This is a genomic window from Mesorhizobium sp. AA22 (assembly GCF_001672375.2).
GTDB lineage: Bacteria > Pseudomonadota > Alphaproteobacteria > Rhizobiales > Rhizobiaceae > Mesorhizobium > Mesorhizobium wenxiniae.
This window is the reverse complement of the sequence record NZ_CP048406.1, coordinates 4,683,845-4,703,236: the sequence shown is the minus strand read 5'-3', so window position 1 is coordinate 4,703,236 and position 19,392 is coordinate 4,683,845. Positions and strand designations below refer to the sequence as shown.

19 protein-coding genes are annotated in these 19,392 nt (G+C 63.7%); 10 read left to right on the top strand and 9 right to left on the bottom strand.

The features are described from left to right. The first annotated feature begins 59 nt into the window (after positions 1-59). Positions 60-995, top strand: coding sequence for an EamA family transporter RarD (rarD, locus tag A9K68_RS22730; RefSeq protein WP_065009830.1), 936 nt, complete (start codon positions 60-62; stop codon positions 993-995). Here rarD and A9K68_RS22725 read toward each other — a convergent pair. Continuing rightward, on the bottom strand, positions 970-1,971 hold the full coding sequence (locus A9K68_RS22725) for a transporter (RefSeq protein WP_065009831.1): 1,002 nt from the start codon (positions 1,969-1,971) through the stop codon (positions 970-972). The genes rarD and A9K68_RS22725 overlap by 26 nt on opposite strands. 208 nt (positions 1,972-2,179) lie before the next feature. Between A9K68_RS22725 and A9K68_RS22720 the strand changes: the two genes are divergently transcribed. Continuing rightward, positions 2,180-3,547 (top strand): sorbosone dehydrogenase family protein, encoded by a 1,368-nt coding sequence (locus tag A9K68_RS22720; protein ID WP_065009832.1) that lies wholly within the window; start codon positions 2,180-2,182, stop codon positions 3,545-3,547. 41 nt (positions 3,548-3,588) lie between these two features. Here the strand turns inward: A9K68_RS22720 and A9K68_RS22715 are convergent, their stop codons facing one another. Then, the gene (locus A9K68_RS22715) at positions 3,589-4,200 is read right to left on the bottom strand and encodes a TIGR00730 family Rossman fold protein (RefSeq protein ID WP_065009833.1); all 612 of its coding nucleotides are present in this window, start codon (positions 4,198-4,200) and stop codon (positions 3,589-3,591) included. Positions 4,201-4,347: 147 nt separating this feature from the next. Between A9K68_RS22715 and A9K68_RS22710 the strand changes: the two genes are divergently transcribed. The 3 genes from A9K68_RS22710 to A9K68_RS22700 all read left to right on the top strand — a co-directional run bounded on the left by A9K68_RS22710 (position 4,348) and on the right by A9K68_RS22700 (position 8,132). Beyond that, entirely contained in the window at positions 4,348-5,757 is a 1,410-nt protein-coding gene (locus A9K68_RS22710) for a LysM peptidoglycan-binding domain-containing protein (protein ID WP_065009834.1), read from the top strand. Between the two features lie 63 nt (positions 5,758-5,820). Then, positions 5,821-6,147, top strand: a complete 327-nt coding sequence (locus A9K68_RS22705; RefSeq protein ID WP_029354431.1) for a metalloregulator ArsR/SmtB family transcription factor — start codon at positions 5,821-5,823, stop codon at positions 6,145-6,147. 98 nt (positions 6,148-6,245) lie between these two features. Beyond that, positions 6,246-8,132, top strand: a complete 1,887-nt coding sequence (locus A9K68_RS22700) for an ABC transporter ATP-binding protein/permease (RefSeq protein WP_065009859.1) — start codon at positions 6,246-6,248, stop codon at positions 8,130-8,132. A gap of 3 nt (positions 8,133-8,135) precedes the next feature. Here the strand turns inward: A9K68_RS22700 and A9K68_RS22695 are convergent, their stop codons facing one another. Then, the gene (locus A9K68_RS22695; protein ID WP_065009835.1) at positions 8,136-9,002 is read right to left on the bottom strand and encodes an SMP-30/gluconolactonase/LRE family protein; all 867 of its coding nucleotides are present in this window, start codon (positions 9,000-9,002) and stop codon (positions 8,136-8,138) included. 349 nt (positions 9,003-9,351) lie between these two features. Here A9K68_RS22695 and A9K68_RS22690 point away from each other — a divergent pair, with 349 nt between their 5' ends. The 3 genes from A9K68_RS22690 (at position 9,352) to A9K68_RS22680 (ending at position 11,298) form a co-directional block, all read left to right on the top strand. Beyond that, positions 9,352-10,050 carry a phosphatidylserine decarboxylase gene (locus tag A9K68_RS22690; RefSeq protein ID WP_065009836.1) on the top strand — a complete coding sequence of 233 codons (699 nt, stop codon included), beginning with the start codon at positions 9,352-9,354 and terminating at the stop codon, positions 10,048-10,050. A gap of 3 nt (positions 10,051-10,053) precedes the next feature. Further along, complete coding sequence (gene pssA, locus A9K68_RS22685; protein WP_065009837.1) at positions 10,054-10,869, top strand: CDP-diacylglycerol--serine O-phosphatidyltransferase; 816 nt, start codon at positions 10,054-10,056, stop codon at positions 10,867-10,869. A 165-nt stretch (positions 10,870-11,034) separates the two neighbouring features. After that, complete coding sequence (locus A9K68_RS22680; protein WP_065009838.1) at positions 11,035-11,298, top strand: hypothetical protein; 264 nt, start codon at positions 11,035-11,037, stop codon at positions 11,296-11,298. A gap of 100 nt (positions 11,299-11,398) precedes the next feature. Here the strand turns inward: A9K68_RS22680 and A9K68_RS22675 are convergent, their stop codons facing one another. Continuing rightward, complete coding sequence (locus A9K68_RS22675; RefSeq protein ID WP_065009839.1) at positions 11,399-13,621, bottom strand: AMP-binding protein; 2,223 nt, start codon at positions 13,619-13,621, stop codon at positions 11,399-11,401. A gap of 180 nt (positions 13,622-13,801) precedes the next feature. Continuing rightward, positions 13,802-14,209 (bottom strand): 4-oxalocrotonate tautomerase family protein, encoded by a 408-nt coding sequence (locus A9K68_RS22670; RefSeq protein WP_065009860.1) that lies wholly within the window; start codon positions 14,207-14,209, stop codon positions 13,802-13,804. Positions 14,210-14,322: 113 nt separating this feature from the next. On the opposite strand from A9K68_RS22670, the gene A9K68_RS22665 reads away from it, so the two are divergent. Next, positions 14,323-15,255: a LysR substrate-binding domain-containing protein gene (locus tag A9K68_RS22665; RefSeq protein ID WP_082982529.1), complete on the top strand. Its 933-nt coding sequence runs from the start codon at positions 14,323-14,325 to the stop codon at positions 15,253-15,255. Positions 15,256-15,301: 46 nt separating this feature from the next. Here A9K68_RS22665 and A9K68_RS22660 read toward each other — a convergent pair whose 3' ends face one another. Continuing rightward, positions 15,302-16,219, bottom strand: coding sequence for a DMT family transporter (locus tag A9K68_RS22660; RefSeq protein WP_065009840.1), 918 nt, complete (start codon positions 16,217-16,219; stop codon positions 15,302-15,304). An 850-nt stretch (positions 16,220-17,069) separates the two neighbouring features. On the opposite strand from A9K68_RS22660, the gene A9K68_RS22655 reads away from it, so the two are divergent. Next, positions 17,070-17,576 carry an OsmC family protein gene (locus A9K68_RS22655; protein ID WP_065009861.1) on the top strand — a complete coding sequence of 169 codons (507 nt, stop codon included), beginning with the start codon at positions 17,070-17,072 and terminating at the stop codon, positions 17,574-17,576. A 15-nt stretch (positions 17,577-17,591) separates the two neighbouring features. On the opposite strand, the gene A9K68_RS22650 is transcribed toward A9K68_RS22655, so the two are convergent. From A9K68_RS22650 to A9K68_RS22640, 3 genes are all read right to left on the bottom strand, one after another. Continuing rightward, positions 17,592-17,798, bottom strand: coding sequence for a hypothetical protein (locus A9K68_RS22650; RefSeq protein ID WP_065009862.1), 207 nt, complete (start codon positions 17,796-17,798; stop codon positions 17,592-17,594). Between the two features lie 117 nt (positions 17,799-17,915). Further along, positions 17,916-18,545, bottom strand: coding sequence for a hypothetical protein (locus A9K68_RS22645; protein WP_065009842.1), 630 nt, complete (start codon positions 18,543-18,545; stop codon positions 17,916-17,918). A gap of 81 nt (positions 18,546-18,626) precedes the next feature. Then, the gene (locus A9K68_RS22640; protein ID WP_065009843.1) at positions 18,627-19,373 is read right to left on the bottom strand and encodes an SDR family NAD(P)-dependent oxidoreductase; all 747 of its coding nucleotides are present in this window, start codon (positions 19,371-19,373) and stop codon (positions 18,627-18,629) included. Positions 19,374-19,392: the final 19 nt, after the last annotated feature.

The window sequence follows — 19,392 nt, the reverse complement described above, 5'->3', positions numbered from 1 at the left end:
TTGATCCATCAGAACTTTGCGATGGTCTTGGCCAGGCGGCTGGCGCATAGCGTTGGGCCATGCCCACGCAAGCAATCCAGCTCGAAGCAGACTCAAAGGCCCGGCGTGGCTTTCTGTTGGCCCTGGGCGCCTATCTCGTGTGGGGGTTGCTGCCCTTTTACATGAAAGCTGTCGCGCATCTGCCGCTGGCCGAAGTCATCGCGCACCGCATCGTCTGGTCGGTGCCGATTGCCGCCGCCGTTTTGGTCTGGGCCGGCCGCACCGCGGACTTCAAGGCCGCAATCCGTTCGCCGCGCATCATTTCGATGGCGGCGCTGACGGCGGCGCTGATTTCGGTTAACTGGGGCATCTATGTCTGGGCGATCGCGGTCGACCGCACCATCGAGACCGCGCTTGGCTATTACATCAACCCGCTTGTCAGCGTCGTTGTCGGTGCGCTGCTGCTTGGCGAGCGGCTCGACAGGCTGCAAATCGCGGCGGTGCTGCTGGCGGCCATCGCGGTCGCGGTGCTGACGATCGACGCCGGCAAGCTGCCCTGGGTGTCGCTGGTGCTGGCGTTTTCCTTTGCCGCTTATGCCTTTTTCCGCAAGACGCTGCCAATCGGTCCCAGCCAGGGCTTTTTGCTCGAGGTGCTGTTGCTGTCGGTGCCGGCGCTCGGCTACATCATCTTGCTCATCGTCACAGGGCAGGACCATTTCGTCTCCAGTTCCCTGAACGATACCGCATTGCTGATCGGCTGCGGCCCGGTCACCGCCATACCGCTGCTGCTGTTTGCCTTCGGGGCCAAGCTGTTGCGTCTCTCCACAATCGGCATCATGCAGTATATCGCGCCGACCATTGTATTTCTGATCGCCGTGCTGATTTTCGGCGAACCCTTCGGCAGCACCCAGGCCATCGCCTTCGGCCTGATCTGGACGGCGCTGGCGATCTACTCCTGGTCGATGTTTTCTTCGGCGCGCAAGGCCGGCGCTACACCCCGCGCCCCAGCCGCCTGACGAACAGATAGACGACCGCCGCGACGACCAGCGATATCGCCGACGCCACCCAGAAGCCGATCGGCGTGTCGACCAGCGGCAGCCCGCCGACATTCATGCGGAACAGGCCGGAGATGATCGTCATCGGCAACAGCACCGCGGTCATCACCGACAGCATGTAGAGTAACTGGTTCGACTGCGTCGTCAGCTTGGCCATCAGCTCGTCCTGCAGGAGCCGGGCGCGTGCCTGCAATTGCTCGCCGTCATGATGCAATGTATGGGCGCGGTGCGAAAGTCGTGCCGCCATGTCGTTGATTGTATCAGGCAAATCGGCGCGGTGAGAATGGTCGAGATGGCGGAACAGGCTGGTTAGCGTCGCCATCTGCCGGTGGATCACTACCAGTTGCCGGCGCGCATCGACCAGCGCCTGCCGCTCATTGTGCCATGCGTCGCAGACGATGCGGTCCTCGATGCCGTCGAGCGTATCGCCCAGGCTCCCGAGTTCCGTCGCCATGCCGTCGAGCGACTGGCCCATGACAGCCTCGATCAGCTCTGCCGGAGAGCGGAACTTGCGCGAACCGTTGTCGATCGCCTTGCGGATATTGTCGACCGATTGCAGCGGTTGCTTGCGCCCGCCGATCAGCATGGTGTCGTTAAGGGCGAAGCGGAAATGGCCGAGCCCGCGCGCCTCCGCCGAATAGTCGTGGCGCAGGTCCGGCAGGTCGCCGTAGAGCCAGTCGCCATCGAGGTCGATGTGGCAGCCATGGCCGGCCGTCAGGAAGGCATCGCGCACCGGTGGCGGCAAAGCCGGCTCGGTGGCAATCTCATGGCGGGCGCGCATGTCGGAAAGCTGGTAGCTGCGCCAGGTCCAGTGTGTGGCGGCCGGGTCTTTGGTTCTCGCGCCTTCGGCGGTGAAGTGATAGACGAAGAACAGCCCGTGCTCGTCTGGCAGATAAGGCGACAGGTCGCTGCCTTCCGGGTTGAGAGTGATGTTCATGGTCGCGTCGCCAGTGTCTCCAATACGCCGCCGCGCGGCGGCGACCAGACTGTGATCACTAGCACGGGCGAACCGGTTTCGTGTGACGGTTTTGACGGTCATCCGAGGCGCACCTACGAACGTCGTTATTGGAGCCAGTTTGGAATAATGCGTCGTTGACTCGCGTTTGCGTAAAGAGCACGACGCAAATCCGTGCGGAGGACGTCCGATGCATGCCGGCTTCCCTCGAAGCGTACTCATAGCTGTATTAGGAGCCGTCATGGCGAGCTGCGCTGGCTTTTCGGCGCAGAAAACGGGGGCAATGACCGGCTATGGCCCCAACCCCACTTTACCGAAACCAAGACCGACGCTGATCCCGACCGTCAACATCGCCGAGGCGAAGGGCTGGCAGAAAGGTGGCATGCCAACCCCGGCTCGGGGGCTGATGGTGAACGCCTTCGCCACCGGCCTCGACCATCCGCGCTGGCTGCACGTGCTTCCGAACGGCGACGTGCTGGTCGCCGAAACCAATGCTCCTGCCAAGGATGACCAAGGCTTCAGCCTTAGAAAGGTCTTCATGGACCTGGCTATGAAGCGCGCCGGCGCCGCGACCAAAAGCGCCAACCGCATCACGCTCCTGCGCGACACCAATGGCGACGGCATTGCGGACGTGCGCATGACGTTCGCGGAAGGCCTCAATTCACCCTTTGGTATGACGCTTTCCAAAGGCAAGCTCTATGTCGCGAATACCGACGCCCTCATCGCTTTCCCCTACTCCAATGGCCAGACCCGAGTCACAACGCCGCCGGAAAAGATCGTCGACTTACCGGCGGGAGATATCAACCATCATTGGACCAAGGACGTGATCGCAAGTCCGGATGGACGCAACCTCTATGTCACCGTCGGCTCCAACAGCAATGTTGGAGAAAATGGCATGGCCGCCGAGAAGAATCGCGCCGCCGTCCTTGAAGTGGACCGGTCGACCCGCCGCACCCGGGTCTTCGCGTCAGGGCTGCGCAACCCGAACGGGCTGTCCTGGAACCCTGAAACTGGCGAGCTTTGGGTCGCGGTGAATGAGCGGGACGAGATCGGCGACGATCTCGTCCCGGATTACATGACCTCGGTTCGTGACGGCGCTTTTTACGGCTGGCCCTACAGCTATTTCGGGCAGAACATCGACGAACGCGTCAAGCCCCAGCGCCCCGATCTCGTGGCGAGGGCGGTCAAGCCCGATTATGCGCTGGGTTCCCATACCGCCTCGCTGGGACTGACCTTCTCCAAAGGCACCTCGCTCGGCCCGGCCTACGGCAACGGCGCCTTCGTCGGCCAGCATGGCTCGTGGAACAGAAGCCTGTTCAGCGGTTACAAGGTGATCTTCGTGCCGTTCCGCGATGGTAAACCGAGCGGTCCTCCAAAAGATGTGCTCGCTGGCTTTATCGGGCGTGATAGCAAGGCGATGGGCCGTCCGGTCGGCGTTGCTATCGATCGGACCGGCGCACTGCTCGTCGCCGACGATGTCGGCAATGTCATCTGGCGGGTCCGCCGGGCAAGTCGCCGACTTGCGGGGGGAGTAGGGGAGCAGGATCGCGCTTCATAAGCGCGGCATTCACTACCTACTGCCCTACTGCCTTTACTCCCCTAAAGCTTGTCGATTACCGACTGCACACCATCGGTCGGTGCGTCGACCGATGATCCGGCGACTATGATGGCGGCGACGATCGCTTCCGGATCGTCGACCACCAGCGGCTTGACCCGCTGCGCGGTGTGGATGAAGCCTTCGGCCATCATATGGTCGAGCAGCGCCAGCATCGGGTCCCAGAATCCCCCGACGTTGCCGAAGACGATCGGTTTGCGATGATGGCCGAGCTGGCCCCAGGTCATGATCTCGATGATTTCCTCGACCGTGCCGATGCCGCCCGGCAGCGCCACAAAGGCGTCGGATTTCTCGAACATCGTATGTTTACGCTCGTGCATGTTGTCGGTGATCACGAGCTCGTCGAGCCGGTTAAGCGCGGTTTCGGTGGCCTCCCTGTTGATCAGGAAGCGCGGAATGATGCCCGTCACCTTTCCGCCGGCCCGCAACGCCCCTTCGGCAACGGCTCCCATGATGCCCCTGGTGCCGCCGCCATAGATCAGACGCAGGCCGGACTTGGCGATCGAACGCCCGAGCAGGTGTCCGGCCTTGGCATAGGTTTCATCGCGGCCTGGAGACGAGCCGCAATAGACGCAGATGGATCGAATCGTGTTCATGAGATGATTGGTGATTGGGTCTTTATTCGCGGTCAAGCCCGGGCGGGCTTTTTCTCGCTGGCCTCCTTTTTCTTGTCGGCCCCCTTTTTCTTGTCGGTTTGGGCAAAACAGGGTAGACCGGCATTAGGTGGCTAAGGGCAGGGAAATATGACAATTAATCCAGTAAAGGCGCTTTTGTTCGCCGTCGGCGGCTCCGTCGCCGCGGCGGGAACCGCCTATGTATCGGGCGCGCTCGACCCGTATGTCAATCGCGCGCCACCGGCGGAAGTGGCATCGCTGACGCCGCCGGCGGAGAAGCCGGCCAAGCCGGTGACCGATGGATCGGTTTCGCCCGCGCCGGCCACAGATGCGATGGCACCGGCAGCGCCGGCCACGGCTGATGCGATCGCGCCGACCTTCGATATTGTTCGGGTCGAGATCAAGGGCTCTATCGTCGTCGCCGGCAATGCCGCACCCAACGCCAAGGTCGAGATTCTCAACGGTTCGACGGTTCTCGGCTCGACGGTCGCCGGCGCCGATGGTGCTTTTGCCATCGTTCTCGACGATCCGCTGAAACCCGGCGATTACACGATCGCGCTGCGCTCAATGACCGGCAATGTCGTGACCCCCTCGGCGCAGACAGCCGTCGTCTCGATTCCCCAGAGTCCTGCTGGTCAGGTGCTGGCGATGATCGAAGAGCCGGGCAAGGCCTCCGAATTGCTCACCGTTCCTACACCCGAGAAGAAGCCTGAAGCGCCTGTTGGCGACAAGGCGGCCGCCCCGGCTGCCGAGGACTCCGCTGCCGGGGACCCCGCTGCCGCAGCACCGGCCCTAGGCGCACCGGCTGCCACGGCGCCGGCCACTGCCGAAGTCGCCCCCGCGCCGGCTCCGAACATGCCTGTCGCACCGGCGACACCAGCTGCAGGGCCAAAGATCGTCGTCGAAGCCATCGAGATCGACGGTAACAAGATCTTCGTCGCCGGGCTCGCCGATCCCGGCCGCAAGGTGCGCGCCTATGCCAACGATATCTTGCTCGGCGACGCGAAAACTTCGCCTGACGGCCACTTCCTGGTCGAGGCGACGCGCAGCATTCCCGTTGGCACCTACACCATCCATGTCGACGCACTCGATGCCGACGGGGCAAAGGTGCTGGCCCGCGCCGCCGTGCCTTTCGAGCGCGAGCCGGGCGAGTCGGTCGCCGCCGTGGCGCCCGCCGAGCAGAAGCCTGCCACGCCATCCTCCGCCGCTGGCCCGCCTGCTGCAATCGGAGCCGAAGGGCCCGCAGTTGCCGCCACATCGGCTGGAATTCCCGAGACCGCGGCGCCGAAGCTCGAACACGCCGACAGCGCCGTTATTATCCGCCGCCACGATACGCTGTGGCAGATCTCGCGGCGCGTCTATGGCCAAGGCGTGCGCTATTCGACCATCTACCTCGCCAATCAGGATCAGATCAGGAATCCCGACCGCATCTGGCCGGGGCAGGTGTTCAAGGTCCCGGAAAAATCGCAGGAAGGCGAAGCCGCCAACCTCAAGGCGATGGGCGACCAGATGACGACTGCCCCGACGAAGGCTGATTAGAAATCTTTTTCTTCTTTCCGCCCTCTTGCGGAAAGCTCGTCCATCGTCTATCGCCGATAAACGATGAATGCGCCCTTGACCGAGAAGACTTGCGGCTTCGCCGACAGCCAGTCCGTGGCCGCGAAGCTCGCCGCGCTTTCGCATCCGGCCCGGATCGAGATCCTCAGGCACCTTTCGGCCAGCCGCTCCTGCTGCTGCCGGGAGGTCGTCGACCATCTCGACCTGGCGCAGTCCACGGTTTCACAGCACCTGAGGGTATTGGTCGACGCAGGGCTCGTCCGCTACAAGCCGGACCGGCAACGCTCGCGCTATGAAGTCGACAGCGATGCGCTCGCCAATGTTTCCGCATCGCTGGCCGCGCTCGTCAATTCGTGCTGCTCCGGCCGCTAGATCATGGTCCCGAATCGAAGGACCGCGTCAGCGAAAAGTGGCCGGTTTTCGGAAAAGATGGCGGTCAAGCAGTAAGATATAAGAAAAAGGCGATAAGAATGGCCGAAAAAACCGTTTCCGCTGAATCCGGTTCGACCTTCAAGACATTGCGCAATCTTTGGCCATACATGTGGCCGGCCGACCGTGGTGACCTCAGGGCACGGGTGGTGTGGGCGACCGTGCTTTTGGTCGTCGCCAAGCTGACACTGGTTGCCGGCCCCTATTTCTTCAAATGGGCAACCGATGCGCTGGCTGGTGACGCCAAGTCGGTGCCGCCGCTGCCGGCTTTCCTGCTGGCGCCGGTCATGCTGGTCATCGCCTACAATGTCGTGCGGCTGGTGCAACTCGGTTTCAACCAGTTGCGCGACGCGCTGTTTGCCCGCGTCGGACAGTATGCGGTGCGCCAGCTCGCCTTCCGCACGTTCATCCACATGCATCAACTGTCGCTGCGCTTCCATCTCGAGCGCCGCACTGGCGGCCTGTCGCGCATCATCGAGCGCGGAACCAAGGGCATCGAGACGATCGTCCGCTTCACCGTGCTCAACACCTTGCCGACCATCCTCGAATTCGCGCTGACAGCGGGCATCTTCGCCGTCACCTATGGATGGAAATACGTGGCTGTGGTGGCGGTGACGGTCTGGCTCTACATCTGGTTCACCATCAGGGCGAGCGACTGGCGCATCGTCATTCGCCGCGACATGAACGACAGCGACACCGACGCCAGCACCAAGGCGATCGACTCGCTGCTCAATTTCGAGACGGTTAAATATTTCAACAACGAGAGCATGGAAGCCGAGCGCTTCGACCGTTCAATGGCGCGCTACGAGGCTGCCGCCACCAGGATATGGACCTCGCTCGGCTGGCTGAACTTCGGCCAGGGCGTCATCTTCGGTCTCGGCACGGTTATCGTCATGTGCCTTTCGGCGCTGGAGGTGCAGGCTGGTACGCAGACGGTTGGCGACTTCGTCTTCATCAACGCCATGCTAATCCAGCTTTCGGTCCCACTCAACTTTATCGGCTTCATCTATCGCGAAATCCGCCAGGGCCTGACCGACATCGAGCAGATGTTCGATCTGCTCGATGTGCCGCAGGAGATCGTCGACAAGCCGGGTGCCAAGCCGCTGGTCGTCGGCGCCGGCAAGGTCGAGTTCCGCGACGTGCACTTTTCCTACGATCCGAACCGCAAGATCCTGAAAGGCATCAGCTTTGAAGTGCCGGCCGGCAAGACGGTTGCCATTGTCGGGCCATCGGGCGCCGGCAAGTCGACCATTTCGCGGCTCCTGTTCCGCTTTTACGACATCCAGGGCGGCAAGATTCTGATCGATGGCCAGGACATTCGCGACGTGACGCAGGAGAGCCTGCGCGCGGCGATCGGCATGGTGCCGCAGGATACCGTGCTGTTCAACGACACCATCGCCTACAACATCCGCTACGGCCGCGTCGATGCCAGCGAGGAGGATGTGCGCAAGGCGGCAGAACTCGCTCAGATCGGGCCGTTCATCGAACGTCTGCCCGACGGCTACCGGTCGATGGTCGGCGAGCGTGGGCTGAAACTGTCCGGTGGCGAGAAGCAGCGTGTGGCGATCGCCCGCACCATTTTGAAGGCGCCGCCGATCCTGATGCTCGACGAGGCGACCTCGGCTCTCGACAGCCATACCGAACAGGAGATCCAGGCGGCGCTCGACCTCGTCAGTAAGGGCCGCACGACCATCGTCATCGCCCATCGACTGTCGACGGTGATTTCGGCCGACGAGATCATCGTGCTGCAGGACGGCCAGATCGCCGAGCGCGGCACGCAGGCCGCCTTGATGCGCAAGGCTGGTCTGTACGCGTCGATGTGGGACCGCCAGCGTGAGGCAACCGAGGCCGAGGAGCGGCTGCGCATTGCTCGCGAGCGCGACGAGTTCGGCGTCGTTGTCCGCCGCCGCCCATCCGAGGTGTCGTAGCCCTTATGGCCAGCCGGCGCCCGGCGCGGAAGCCTCGATGCTGAGCACCTGGCCGGTGCGGGCATCGCTGATCATGTGTTCGAAGCCGCGCCATTCGGCGGCGACGATGAACAGTGTCTTACCGTCGGCACCGCCGAGCATGCAGGCAAAGCAGCCGCGATCGGCATCGACGCTGTCGAGCATTGCGCCGCCTTCGCGCACGCGCACGCAGTGCCGGTTGGGGACGTCGGCATACCAGACCGCGCCCTCGGCATCGAGGCAGATGCCGTCGGGAAAGCCGTTGCCGAGGTCGGCCCATCGCCGCCGGTTGGCGAGGCTGCCATCGGCGGCGATGTCGAAGGCGGTTAACCTGTTGGCGTGCGATTCAGCGACGATCAATGTTTTGTTGTCAGGCGTTACCGCCATCCCATTGGCGAAGGCGATCTTGTCCGCCACCTGCCGCACCGACCCGTCCGGCGCAATGAGCACGATGGTGCCGGGGCCGAAATGCTGGCCAGGAGCCGGCGCCGGTCCTCCGCCATTGACGTAGATGTTGCCGCGCCCGTCGACGACGATCTCGTTCCAAGGGCTCGTTGAAAGACCTCGCAGATCGGCGTGGGTGGCCAGCGTACCGTCTGGTTCTTGCCGCAGCACCAGCCCATCACGCCCGCTGACGACGACCAGGCGGCCGTCCGGCAGCCAGTCGATCGAATAGGGCAGGGTGGCCGGCACGGTGAGCATGACTTGACTGTTGCCCTCGGCATCGACGGCGACGATCTGGCCGGTCCCCCAGTTGCAGAACCAAAGCCTGTCGTCATGCCAGCGCGGCGACTCGCCGAACGCCAGACCGTTCATCACGACATTTACTTTTTTGGCTGCTGATTTCTGCATGGACCGAGAACCTCCAGGTTGCGCGAATCGTCACGGCTAACGGGCCGACGAGAAAGCGCTGTCCTGCCAAGGACGGGCGAGAGTGCTCCGTCCCGACAGGTGAGGGCCGGCGACGGCGGTTTTTTGCGTCACCAGATTAGGATTGGCCGCGTGAACCGGCTCAATGCGCCGTACGCGTCGATCCACCTCTCTCATCGTCCGCGTAACGGCGGCGTCGTCCTCGGCTGTTGTGCATCCCATCGACGGTGAACGGGATCAATAGCCGAGCCGGCCTTTCCTATTGTTGCGTTGCGGCCACAGGGTGTTTCCGCTATTGAGGCCGGACCTGAAACTAGGCTGTTCCCATCCCATGGACCTCGTCGACACGATCAAGAAAACGTTCGTTCCGATCCATCGAGAAGGCTATCCGTTTATCGCCGCCTTCGCAGCGGTGACGCTTTTCCTCGGCTATTTCTCTTCGATCCTGTTCTGGGTCTGCCTCATCCTGACGGCCTGGTGCGTCTATTTCTTCCGCGATCCCGAGCGCGTCACGCCTGTCGACGACCGGCTGGTGGTGAGCCCGGCCGACGGCATCATCACGGCGGTCGGTCCGGCAGTGCCGCCGCGCGAACTTGGCCTCGGCGGCGGCGAGATGACCCGCATCTCGGTGTTCATGGACGTCTTTTCCTGCCACGTGAACCGGGCTCCGGTGCGCGGCCGAATCACAAGGATAGAGCATCGGCCGGGCCAGTTCCTCAACGCCGCACTTGACAAGGCGAGCGCCGACAATGAGCGCAACGGCCTGGTCATCGAAAGCCCCAACGGCACCGTGGCCGCGGTGCAGATCGCCGGCCTGGTGGCGCGGCGCATCGTCTGCTGGGCCGAAACCGGCGGCACGATCGGCATCGGCGAGCGCTTCGGGCTGATCCGCTTCGGCTCGCGTGTCGACGTATTCCTGCCCTCGACCGCAACGCCGCGTGTCGCCGTCGGCCAGACCGCAGTTGGTGGTGAAACCATACTGGCCGAATTCGGCGGCATTGCCGCAACGCCGCTCGTGCGGGTGTCCTGAGCCGTGGGCGCGCCGTTCAAGAAATTCGAGGCGCATGGCGGCGGCGGCCCGCGCATCCGTGAAATCCCGATGCGCATGGTGTTGCCCAATCTCGTCACCGTGCTCGCCATCTGCGCCGGCCTCTCCGGCATCCGCTTCGGCTTCGAAGGCCGTTTTGAGCCGGCAGTGGTGATGGTGCTGCTCGCCGCCTTCCTCGACGGCATCGATGGCCGCCTGGCGCGGATGCTGAAGGCGACGTCCAAGTTCGGAGCGCAGATGGATTCGCTGGCCGACATCGTCAATTTCGGCGTCGCACCCGCGCTGGTGCTCTATGCCTTCCTGCTCGACCAGGCCGGCTCGCCGGGCTGGATTGCCGCGCTCCTGTTCACCATCGCCTGCGGACTGAGGCTCGCTCGCTTCAACGTGCTCGACGAAGAAACAGATCGCCCGCAGTGGCAGACCGAGTATTTCGTCGGCGTGCCGGCGCCGGCGGGTGCCGTGCTGGTGATGCTGCCGCTTTATCTCTTCTTCCTGCGGCTTGGCGTGGAGCCGTCCCGCCCTGCCGCCTTCATCGCCGCCGGTTTCACCGTTCTGGTAGCCTTCCTGCTGGTCAGCCGGCTGCCGGTCTATTCCGGAAAAAGCCTGAAAGTCCCGGGCGACAAGGTGCTGCCGATCATCCTCGGCGTCGTTCTCTACATCCTGCTGTTGATGACCTACCCCTGGTACACGCTGACGGCGTCTGTTGCCGGCTATCTCGTCTTCCTGCCATTCAGCGTGCGCGCCTATTCCAGGCGCGCCAAGCGCGAAGGCGAGAAGGTGCCGCCTTCAGATATCGGCTGACAGACCTGTCGCCAACTCGCTCCGACGATCACCTGGCGCGGGAACCTGCCGGGCATCTTGACCGTTCTGTCTCAGCGGGCGAGGCGTGCGACCTCGCAAAACGCCTCGCCACCGGTCTCTCAAGCTGCTGTGCCAGGCGCAGGAGCAGAAGAAGAGTGAGGAGAAATGGCTGTTGTCCTCATCGGTGCGTTGCTCATTGTCGCTGGCGTTGTGTACATGGCTGGCGCAGCCCTAAGGCGCGGGCGGCTCAGCGATCCGGCGCCTGTTCGCGCGGCGCCGGATCGCTCGACGCCAAATCTCGCAACGCCAGGCCCGACACTTGAGCCGCCACGACGCGGGCTTGGTTTCCTGGGCCTGTCGCAGAACTGGCCGGGCCTGCTGATGATAGCGGTCGGGTTCATGCTGCTGTTGTCGGTGGTGGTCGTCTAGAGCATTTGCTGCCAAACGTCTTCGCTTGGCGTCCCAGCAAAATGCGTTAAAACAAAGAGTTAGAGCGCGGTTTTGGCTCCACCAAAAAGCGCTCTAAGCGTCAAGCTGCCGCGCTGAGCCCCAGTCGGTCAATCGCCAGTTTACGGGTCGCGACATAGTCGGTTTTGCCTGAACCCAGAACCGGGATTTCCTCGACCTTGATGATGTCGTTCGGCACCATCAGATCGGCGGCACCGGCTTGTCTGCCGAATTTGCGCAATTCATCGGGGTCGGCCTCATCAGCGGTGGTGACCAGCACGATGCGCTCGCCGCGTCGCCTGTCCGGCACCGCCACCACGGCGTGGTGCTCTTCCGGCCATAGCGACTGTACCAGCATCTCGACTGCGCCCAGCGACACCATCTCGCCGGCGATCTTGGCGAAGCGCTTGGCCCGGCCGCTAATGGTGATGAAGCCTTCGCGGTCGATCGAAACGATGTCGCCGGTATCGTGCCAGCCGTCGAGCGGCTGCAATTCGCCGGGCCGATCTGATGTCATGTAGCCCATCATCAAATTCGGCCCGTCGAGCCACAACCGTCCGGCGCCGCTAATGCCCTCGACCGGCTCGAGCTTCATGCGCATGGCCGGCAACAGCCGCCCGACCGTGCCGTCGCGGCCGTGGATGGCGGTGTTGACGGCAACGACGGGCGCTGCTTCGGTCAGCCCGAAACCCTCGATGATCTCGGCCTGGAAGCGCTCCCGGTAGATGCGGCGCGTCTCCGGTTTCACCGCCTCGGCGCCGGCGACGATGAAGCGCAGGCTGGAGAAATCGCCGTCCTTGGCGGTGCGCGCATAATTGGCGAGGAACGTGTCGGTTCCGAACATGACCGTCGGCCTTGCTTTGCGTGCGACCTCGGGGATCAGCTTGTAGTGCAGCGGGGAGGGGTAGAGGAACAGTTTTACGCCGGTGACCAGCGGCAGGATGGTGCCGCCGGTGAGCCCGAACGAGTGGAACACCGGGAGCACGTTGAGCAGGATGTCGGCCGGCGAAATGGTGATGCGGGCCTCGGCCTGCATGGCGTTGGCGAGAAGATTTCTGTGCGACAGCACCACCGCCTTCGGCGTGCCTTCCGAGCCTGAGGTGAATAGGATCACTGCTGGCTTGGCCGCATTCTGCGGCTGCAGCGGCCAGCGCCACAGCAAGGCGGCAGCGAGCTTGTCCAGCACGGTTACGCTGGCCCGCACGTCCTCCAGCCATAACAGTTTGGCGCCGCCTCCTTCCACCCCCGCGACGATGTCAGCGAGGTTGGCCTTGTCGATAAAGGCTCGCGACGAGACCACGGTGCGGACTTCCGCCGTGCGCACGGCGGCGGTGACGCTGGCCCGGCCTGCGGTGTAGTTGATCATCGCCGCCACCCGGCTCGCCGACAACAGGCCAATGAGCGACAGCACGACGCCGTTGGCGTTGGGCAGCAGCACTCCAACCGCTTCGCCCGGCGCCGTCACCGCCTCGAAGCGGCGGCCCAGCACCCGCGCGCCGATGAACAGCTTTCTGTAGTTCAACGTGCCGCTGACCACGTCTTCGACGATAGGATGCGAGGCGCCGACTCGGTCGGCGGCGTCGCGCATGGCGAGGAACAGGCCGCGATTAAGATCGCTGCCGAAAAGCCGGGCTTCCGCGAAACAGTCGAACAGCGCATTGGTGTTCGAGGACTGATCAGGGTTTCGCGCCACCAGCTCGGCGATGGTCATCGGCTCCAGCACGCTGATCGACAGGCGCGGAAACCAGCGCCGCGGCGCCTTGTCCGCCGGCGTCAGCGACACCGGCAGAGTGCGCGCGCCGGCGACAAAGATCGGCACGATGCGGGCATCGGCCTGCATGGCAATGCGGGTAACGGCGCGAAACAGGCGAAATGTCTTGATATCGGGCTCGACCGCGTCCGGCAAATAGACGGCAAGGCGGCCCTTGCCCTTCAGCACCCGCACCAGCCGGCGGCTGACGAAGATATGCTCTGCGTTGAAGGCGATGGTGCGGCCAAGCTCGCGCCATGGTTCGAGCCAGGGTGACTTGGCGGAGGCCTGGTCGAGAATGTGCAGCGTATCTTCCGGCAGCAGTGACAGCATCAGCGCCGGTTCGAGGCGCGACTGGTGCGAAATGACGTAGATGACCGGGGCGGCTGCGTTGCGGGCGATGTTGATGCGGCCGTCGGCAATCCGATAGGCGAGCTTGAACGGTACATAAAGCAGCGCCTGCGTGAAGCGCAGGCCGAGGCGGAATTTTTCCACCACGCCGATCAGCAGCCAGGCCGCGACGAGCCCCGCAAGCAGCGCCAGTGTCAGGATCATGCCGCGTCTCTCCCAACAGATTTTCACTTCGCGGCTCTTCCTGACCGCTTCGATGAGAACCTAGACGAAGTGGGGTCAACGTCAATGCTGCTCTGATAGGCCGGCTGCAAGCTGCCGGCTTGTCACGCTTCACCGTCGACAAAATTACTTGCGGATGAGCGTGGAACTGAACGGCGCTGCTCACGCCGCTTTCAACCTCCCGCTGATGAAACGGAATTCCTGTGTCTTGCCGCCGTAGCCATAGGCGGCGGCCGGCACTTCGTGCACGAAGGCGTAGCTTTCTTCGTGCATCTCACCCAGCAAGCGGCCAAATGCGGCGAAGATCGCCTTGAGATAGGCTTCCAGCTCAAGCTTCGTGTTGGTGCCGTCGACCACCTTGATGTCGAGCCAGAAACTGTTGGCGCCATGCTCGGCCAGCGACTTGCCGCCGGCGAACCAGTGCTCGGGGTCATGATAGGATATGGCGACCGCGGTGATGGTCGCATCCTTGCGCAGATGCGTAGCGGTCAGTTCGGTCACCTGCTTGGCGATAGCGGCGGACAAAGCGGCATCGGGCTTGCCTGAGACGCTGACATTGATGATCGGCATAAATTTCTTTCCTCGGGTTGTGCGGCATCTCTTCGCCGTGAGAAATCTTTGCCATCGCTCTTCCATTATGAAAATCGAATTGTTTAAGGAGGGCACTTTGATAATATCGAATTATGCCGACACTCGACCCTGACCTCCTCAAAACCTTTCTCGCCTTCGTCGATGGCGGCTCGCTGGCGCAGGCGGCGTCAATTGTCGGCCGCTCAGCGTCGGCGGTGACCACGCAGATGCAGCGGCTTGAGGATATTGTCGGCGAACCGCTTCTGGTGCCGCAGGGGCGGGGCCGCGGCCTGACGCCGGCCGGGGAGAATCTGGTCGGCCATGCCCGGCGCATCCTTGCTGTGCATCGCGAAGCGTGGCTGGCCCTCAAGGGCGTGCGAGCCGATGGGCGCGTGGCCATAGGCACGACACAAGATTTCGCCGACAGCGGCCTCCCGGAGCTGCTCAGGGCCTTTGCCGCGAGCTATCCGCGCGTCAGGATCGAACTGCGCGTCGGCCGCTCCGCCGAATTGGCCGAGGCACTGCAAACCGGCATCCTCGATCTGATGATCGCCATGCGACAGGCACCGGCGCCGGACGAGGTCGGCTTGTTCAGGGAGCCGATGCTCTGGCTCTGTTCGCAAAAGGGATTGGCCGCCCGCCAGGACGAGGTACCGCTGGCACTGCTCGATCCGCATTGCAGCTTTCGCGACTCGGCGATCGCAGCACTCGACACGGCCGGCCGCCGCTACCGCGTCGCCGCCGGCAGTGCCAGCCTGGCCGGGCTGCGCACGGCGGTGAATGCCGGCATTGCTCTGACGCTGCGGACGGCGCGCTTTGCCCATTCCGGCATCGTCGAAGCACCGCGCGACTTTGGGCTGCCGCAGGTTCCCATCGCCGAGTTCGCCATCCGGCTGCGCCAGGATGCCGAGCCGCCGGCACAGGAGCTGGCTGCGCTGTTCAGCGACAACCTTGCCTTGGCGCAGGCTGATTTCGGAAAAGAAAAAGCCGACCTTGCGGTCGGCTATAGGTTAGACGGGCCGAGGGGTTTGGGGGACTTGGGATGACCCGTCGGCCTCAACAATGCCTGAACCCGATGATGGTTCCATGACTTTATAAATTTATTTCAGGGGCAGATTTTTCACCCGCAGAACGCTGCCTCGCCGCTTGCCAGTCGCGCCCGGCATGGGCGAAGACCGCGCAGAGCACGATGGCACCGCCGATCATGCTGGCGGCAGGCGGGACCTCGGCCAGGAACGCGAAGGCGAACAGGATCGCGAACGGTACCTCAGCCGAGCCCAGCAGGCCGGATTCGGCGGCCGGGATGAGCCTCGCGCCCTCCGTCCACAGAATAGAGGCCAGCGCGAACGACATGCCGAAGGCGACGAGCAGCGCTGCGTCTCTGGCTGAGACCGCCAATGGATCGGTGACGAACCAGCCGAGCACGAACAAAAGGAATGCCGACACTGCCCCGGCCCACACCACAGGCGTGTCGCGGAAAGCGCGCACCATGATCATGTAGAGCGCGCTGCCGATTGTCATCAGCAGCGCCAGCCCGTCGCCGAATAGATGGCCGGTGCCGAAGCCCGACCAGACCATGATCGCCACACCGCAGAGCGACACGGCGGCGGCGGCAAGCGTCTGCAGCCGGAAGCGCTCACGAACCAGCACGAAGGCAAGCAGCGCGGTGACAAAGGGTGCGGTGGCGTAGATGATCGCGACATTGGCGACGAAGGTGAACTTGAACGCCGAGATGAAGGCGATGCTGGCGAGCGCGCCCTCGACCGCCAACAGCCAGCCGCGCCAGCCGAGGCGCAGGCTTTCACGCTGCCTGCCGAAGCGGCGGCGCCGCCAAAGCACATAGAGGGTGATCAGGATCGAGCCGACAAAGCCGCGCCAGCAGGTGATGGTCAGCGGGTCGGCATGGATCGACTTGGTCAACACGCCGGTGAGGCCGAACACTGCCGCCGACGCCGAAACCAGGATGATGCCAAGGGTGCGCTCGGCGGCGGTGTCGGTGGTGCCTGGCATGCTTAGGGATCCCGTCATTTCGCCAGACTATGCTGCCTTGTCCTGACACCGTACCGTCAGCAGTTGTTGCCGCATCGTTGCCGATGATCAGCACGGCGGCCGCGACGATCAGGGCCACGGCGTACGCTACACGGGCGAAACCCTGCGCGGCGCTGCGCCAGCGGCGAGCTTGCGTTGGGGCAGGGGCTGGCAATGAAACCGCCGGATGCTAGCGCGCAAGAAATCCCTCTGGAAGGAGCGCGAAGTGAGAGGATTCCTGGTGGCGGGTGCTATGCTGCTTACAAGCGCGGTCAGCTCGCACGCTAATGACGGGGCGGAAGCCGTTCACCGTGACGGGCGAGGGCCGTCAACGATGTGCGATCTGCACGGTTCTGACGCGCTGGATTTTTTCAGGCAGGTGAAGACATCCACTGCCCTTCATCGATCGGAACCTTCAACCCGCTTCGAATTGTTCGTTTCGGACGATGGGCTTACCCAGTGGGTGTTCACGCAGCCCTCCGAGGAGGCTTATCCCGCTGTGACGTGGAGGCGGCTTAGCAAGGTTGGCAGGGCCACTGGATCACAAAACGGAAACTTCGCTGTGAAGCGGGCCGCCTTACCTGCGACAGGTTGGCTGCGGAGTTTGAGCGGCTCGACGAGCAGCTCCGACGCTCGCTGACAGATGGGAAATAGGGCATTCGTTCGAGGTCCCCCATCTGAGGGCCTGAAAGGATCGCACTGCCGATTGACAAGGCTCTGGTCAAGCCTGTTCGATCCCCGGCATGAATTACGACCGTTTCCTAGCTTGAAGACACCTTTCGCCGAGTTTTGCGACGGGCGAATGAAAATGACTGTCGAGGATGGGTTGGACATGGACGCCACCGGACTTAAGGCCATGCAGGCGCCGCTCAAGGAGGCCTATCGCGACGACGCATCGCGCGCTCTGATCACGCTTCGGGCCAAAGGCTCGATCGACGACCGGTCGATCGCCTGCAAAGTGGAGACGGGCAGGGCGCTCGCCGTTGCCGGTCTGCATCCGGCTACCGGCGGTTCGGGGCTCGAACTGTGTTCGGGCGACATGCTGCTGGAGGCCCTGGTCGCTTGCGCCGGCGTAACGCTGAAGGCGGTGGCGACGGCGCTGGAGTTCAAGCTCGGCGCCGCCACCGTGGAGGCCGAAGGCGATCTCGACTTTCGCGGCACCTTGGGTGTAGCAAGAGATGCGCCGGTCGGCTTCCGCGCCATCCGGCTCACATTCGGCCTCGACACTGACGAGCCACAGGAGCGCATCGACGCGCTGCTCAAGCTAACCGAACGCTACTGCGTGGTGTTTCAGACAATCAATACCAGGCCGGAACTGACGGTCAGTGCGAAGTGCTGAAACGCGCGCCGCCGGCTACTCACTTTCGCCCTCGTCGGCGAACGGCGAGGCGCTCGGCACACACTGCACCGACCAGCCGGCCGGCGTCGGCTGCTTCTGATATTCGGTGATGGCGGAGGTGCACTGTTCGCGGGTGTCGAACGTGCTGGGCAGCACCACCATGCCGCCTTGCGGACCGGCGATAACCAGATACCAGACCAACGCTACGCTCGAAGCCGCCATGGGATTTCCTCGCTTGTTGTGGCAGTCGGGCGATCCTATCAACTCCGGGCGATCGACGAAAGCGCGGCCGGGCGCGGTGGTTCGCCACGGCATCACAGCCGTGCGATATGGAACAGCTCAGTTCACGGCAAAGCAGTAGAACAGGCCGTCGCCGCCGGTGCTCCTCAGCGCCTCCTGACTGCACCCGCCGCGTGAAGCGTGCGAGGAATTCTTCGATTTGGCGGCGGCCGAATCGTCGAGACCCATGCGGTCGTGATGGCCCGTCATTGCCGCACCTTCTGCGCCGCTGAGCGTCCAGTCGCCGCAGGTTTGGTCGGCGATTTTCGTGCCGTCCGGCTTGGAGCCGGTCAGCACGTCGTGCCGGTTGGGCTTATCGCCGCGGCCGTTGACCACTTCACCCTTTTCGTCGAGCGCCGTCTGCTTGGTGATGGCGTTGGCATCGCTATGCAGCGAAGCGACATCGTCGGCGATCTTGACGCCCTTGGCGTTGAACCACGGTCCCTTGCCGATGCGATCGCGTGCGTCGGTGTCGCTGGTCGAGAGATAGGCGCGCCATGTTTTACCGGTAATGCCGGCCGCTTCGGCCAGCGACCCGCAATGGGCATCGGCACCCGCAAGGCCGCCGAGATCTGCGCCCTTGCCGGAGCCGACGCTGGTGACGAAGAAGCTCATTGTCGCATCCTGCGAGGATGCGCCGCCGATGGCTGCTAGCGATGCAGCGGCGGTGACGAGAAGCAGTTTGCGCATGGTGGTCCTCCGTTTGCGAACGTTTGGCATTCCAACAACGTCGGTGGCGGTGCAATTCTTCCGCCAAATTGCGCGATGCGTCTACTCCGGCTGCCGGTAGGCAACAAAGCGGTTGTGCTTGGCCTGGAAGATCAGCCCGGTTTCCCTAAGCGCAGGGCTGGCCAGCGGCAGGATGCGTTTGGCGATCTCCTGGGGGTGCGGCAGCGTTTCCGGGTCCTCGCCGTGCACTGCCTGCGCCCGCATGGCGGTGCGGGTGGCGCCGGGGTCGGCGGCATTGACCCTGAGGGCCAAGTTTTCGGTCTCATGCGCCCAGGAACGCATCATGGTCTCGACCGCCGCCTTCGACGCCGCATAGGGCGCCCAGAAGGCTCGCGCCGAATGGGCGGCGTTGGAGGAAAGCACGATGGCGCGGCCGGCATCGGAGAGCCTGAGCAACGGATCGACCGAGCGGATCAGTCGCCATGTCGAGGTGACGTTGATGGTCATCACCCTTTCGAAGGTCTTGGCCTCGACATGACCGATCGGCGAGATGACGCCGAGCACCGCCGCATTGGCGACCAGGACGTCGAGCTTGCCCCAGCGCTCGTGGATGGCGCCGCCCAGCCGGTCGATGCCGGCCATGTCGGCGAGGTCGAGCGGCACAAGGGTGGCTTGTCCGCCCGTTGCCTTGATCTGGTCGTCGAGTTCCTCCAGTCCGCCGACGGTGCGGGCAACCGCGATGACATGCGCTCCAGCGGCGGCAAGTTCCAGGGCGATGAAGTAGCCGATGCCGCGCGAGGCACCGGTGACGACCGCGACGCGGCCGGAAAGGTCGAGGGCAGGGGTCACCGGGCAGCTCCGAAGGTTA

Coding starts and splice junctions, on each gene's coding strand:
- A9K68_RS22655 (WP_065009861.1), top strand. CDS start 17,070: ATGGACGCCACCGGACTTAAGGCCATGCAGGCGCCGCTCAAGGAGGCC.
- rarD (WP_065009830.1), top strand. CDS start 60: ATGCCCACGCAAGCAATCCAGCTCGAAGCAGACTCAAAGGCCCGGCGT.
- A9K68_RS22690 (WP_065009836.1), top strand. CDS start 9,352: ATGGACCTCGTCGACACGATCAAGAAAACGTTCGTTCCGATCCATCGA.
- A9K68_RS22720 (WP_065009832.1), top strand. CDS start 2,180: ATGCATGCCGGCTTCCCTCGAAGCGTACTCATAGCTGTATTAGGAGCC.
- A9K68_RS22650 (WP_065009862.1), bottom strand. CDS start 17,798: ATGGCGGCTTCGAGCGTAGCGTTGGTCTGGTATCTGGTTATCGCCGGT.
- A9K68_RS22660 (WP_065009840.1), bottom strand. CDS start 16,219: ATGCCAGGCACCACCGACACCGCCGCCGAGCGCACCCTTGGCATCATC.
- A9K68_RS22715 (WP_065009833.1), bottom strand. CDS start 4,200: ATGAACACGATTCGATCCATCTGCGTCTATTGCGGCTCGTCTCCAGGC.
- A9K68_RS22705 (WP_029354431.1), top strand. CDS start 5,821: ATGAATGCGCCCTTGACCGAGAAGACTTGCGGCTTCGCCGACAGCCAG.
- A9K68_RS22675 (WP_065009839.1), bottom strand. CDS start 13,621: ATGATCCTGACACTGGCGCTGCTTGCGGGGCTCGTCGCGGCCTGGCTG.
- A9K68_RS22700 (WP_065009859.1), top strand. CDS start 6,246: ATGGCCGAAAAAACCGTTTCCGCTGAATCCGGTTCGACCTTCAAGACA.
- A9K68_RS22695 (WP_065009835.1), bottom strand. CDS start 9,002: ATGCAGAAATCAGCAGCCAAAAAAGTAAATGTCGTGATGAACGGTCTG.
- A9K68_RS22645 (WP_065009842.1), bottom strand. CDS start 18,545: ATGCGCAAACTGCTTCTCGTCACCGCCGCTGCATCGCTAGCAGCCATC.
- A9K68_RS22710 (WP_065009834.1), top strand. CDS start 4,348: ATGACAATTAATCCAGTAAAGGCGCTTTTGTTCGCCGTCGGCGGCTCC.
- A9K68_RS22670 (WP_065009860.1), bottom strand. CDS start 14,209: ATGCCGATCATCAATGTCAGCGTCTCAGGCAAGCCCGATGCCGCTTTG.
- A9K68_RS22665 (WP_082982529.1), top strand. CDS start 14,323: ATGCCGACACTCGACCCTGACCTCCTCAAAACCTTTCTCGCCTTCGTC.
- A9K68_RS22725 (WP_065009831.1), bottom strand. CDS start 1,971: ATGAACATCACTCTCAACCCGGAAGGCAGCGACCTGTCGCCTTATCTG.
- A9K68_RS22680 (WP_065009838.1), top strand. CDS start 11,035: ATGGCTGTTGTCCTCATCGGTGCGTTGCTCATTGTCGCTGGCGTTGTG.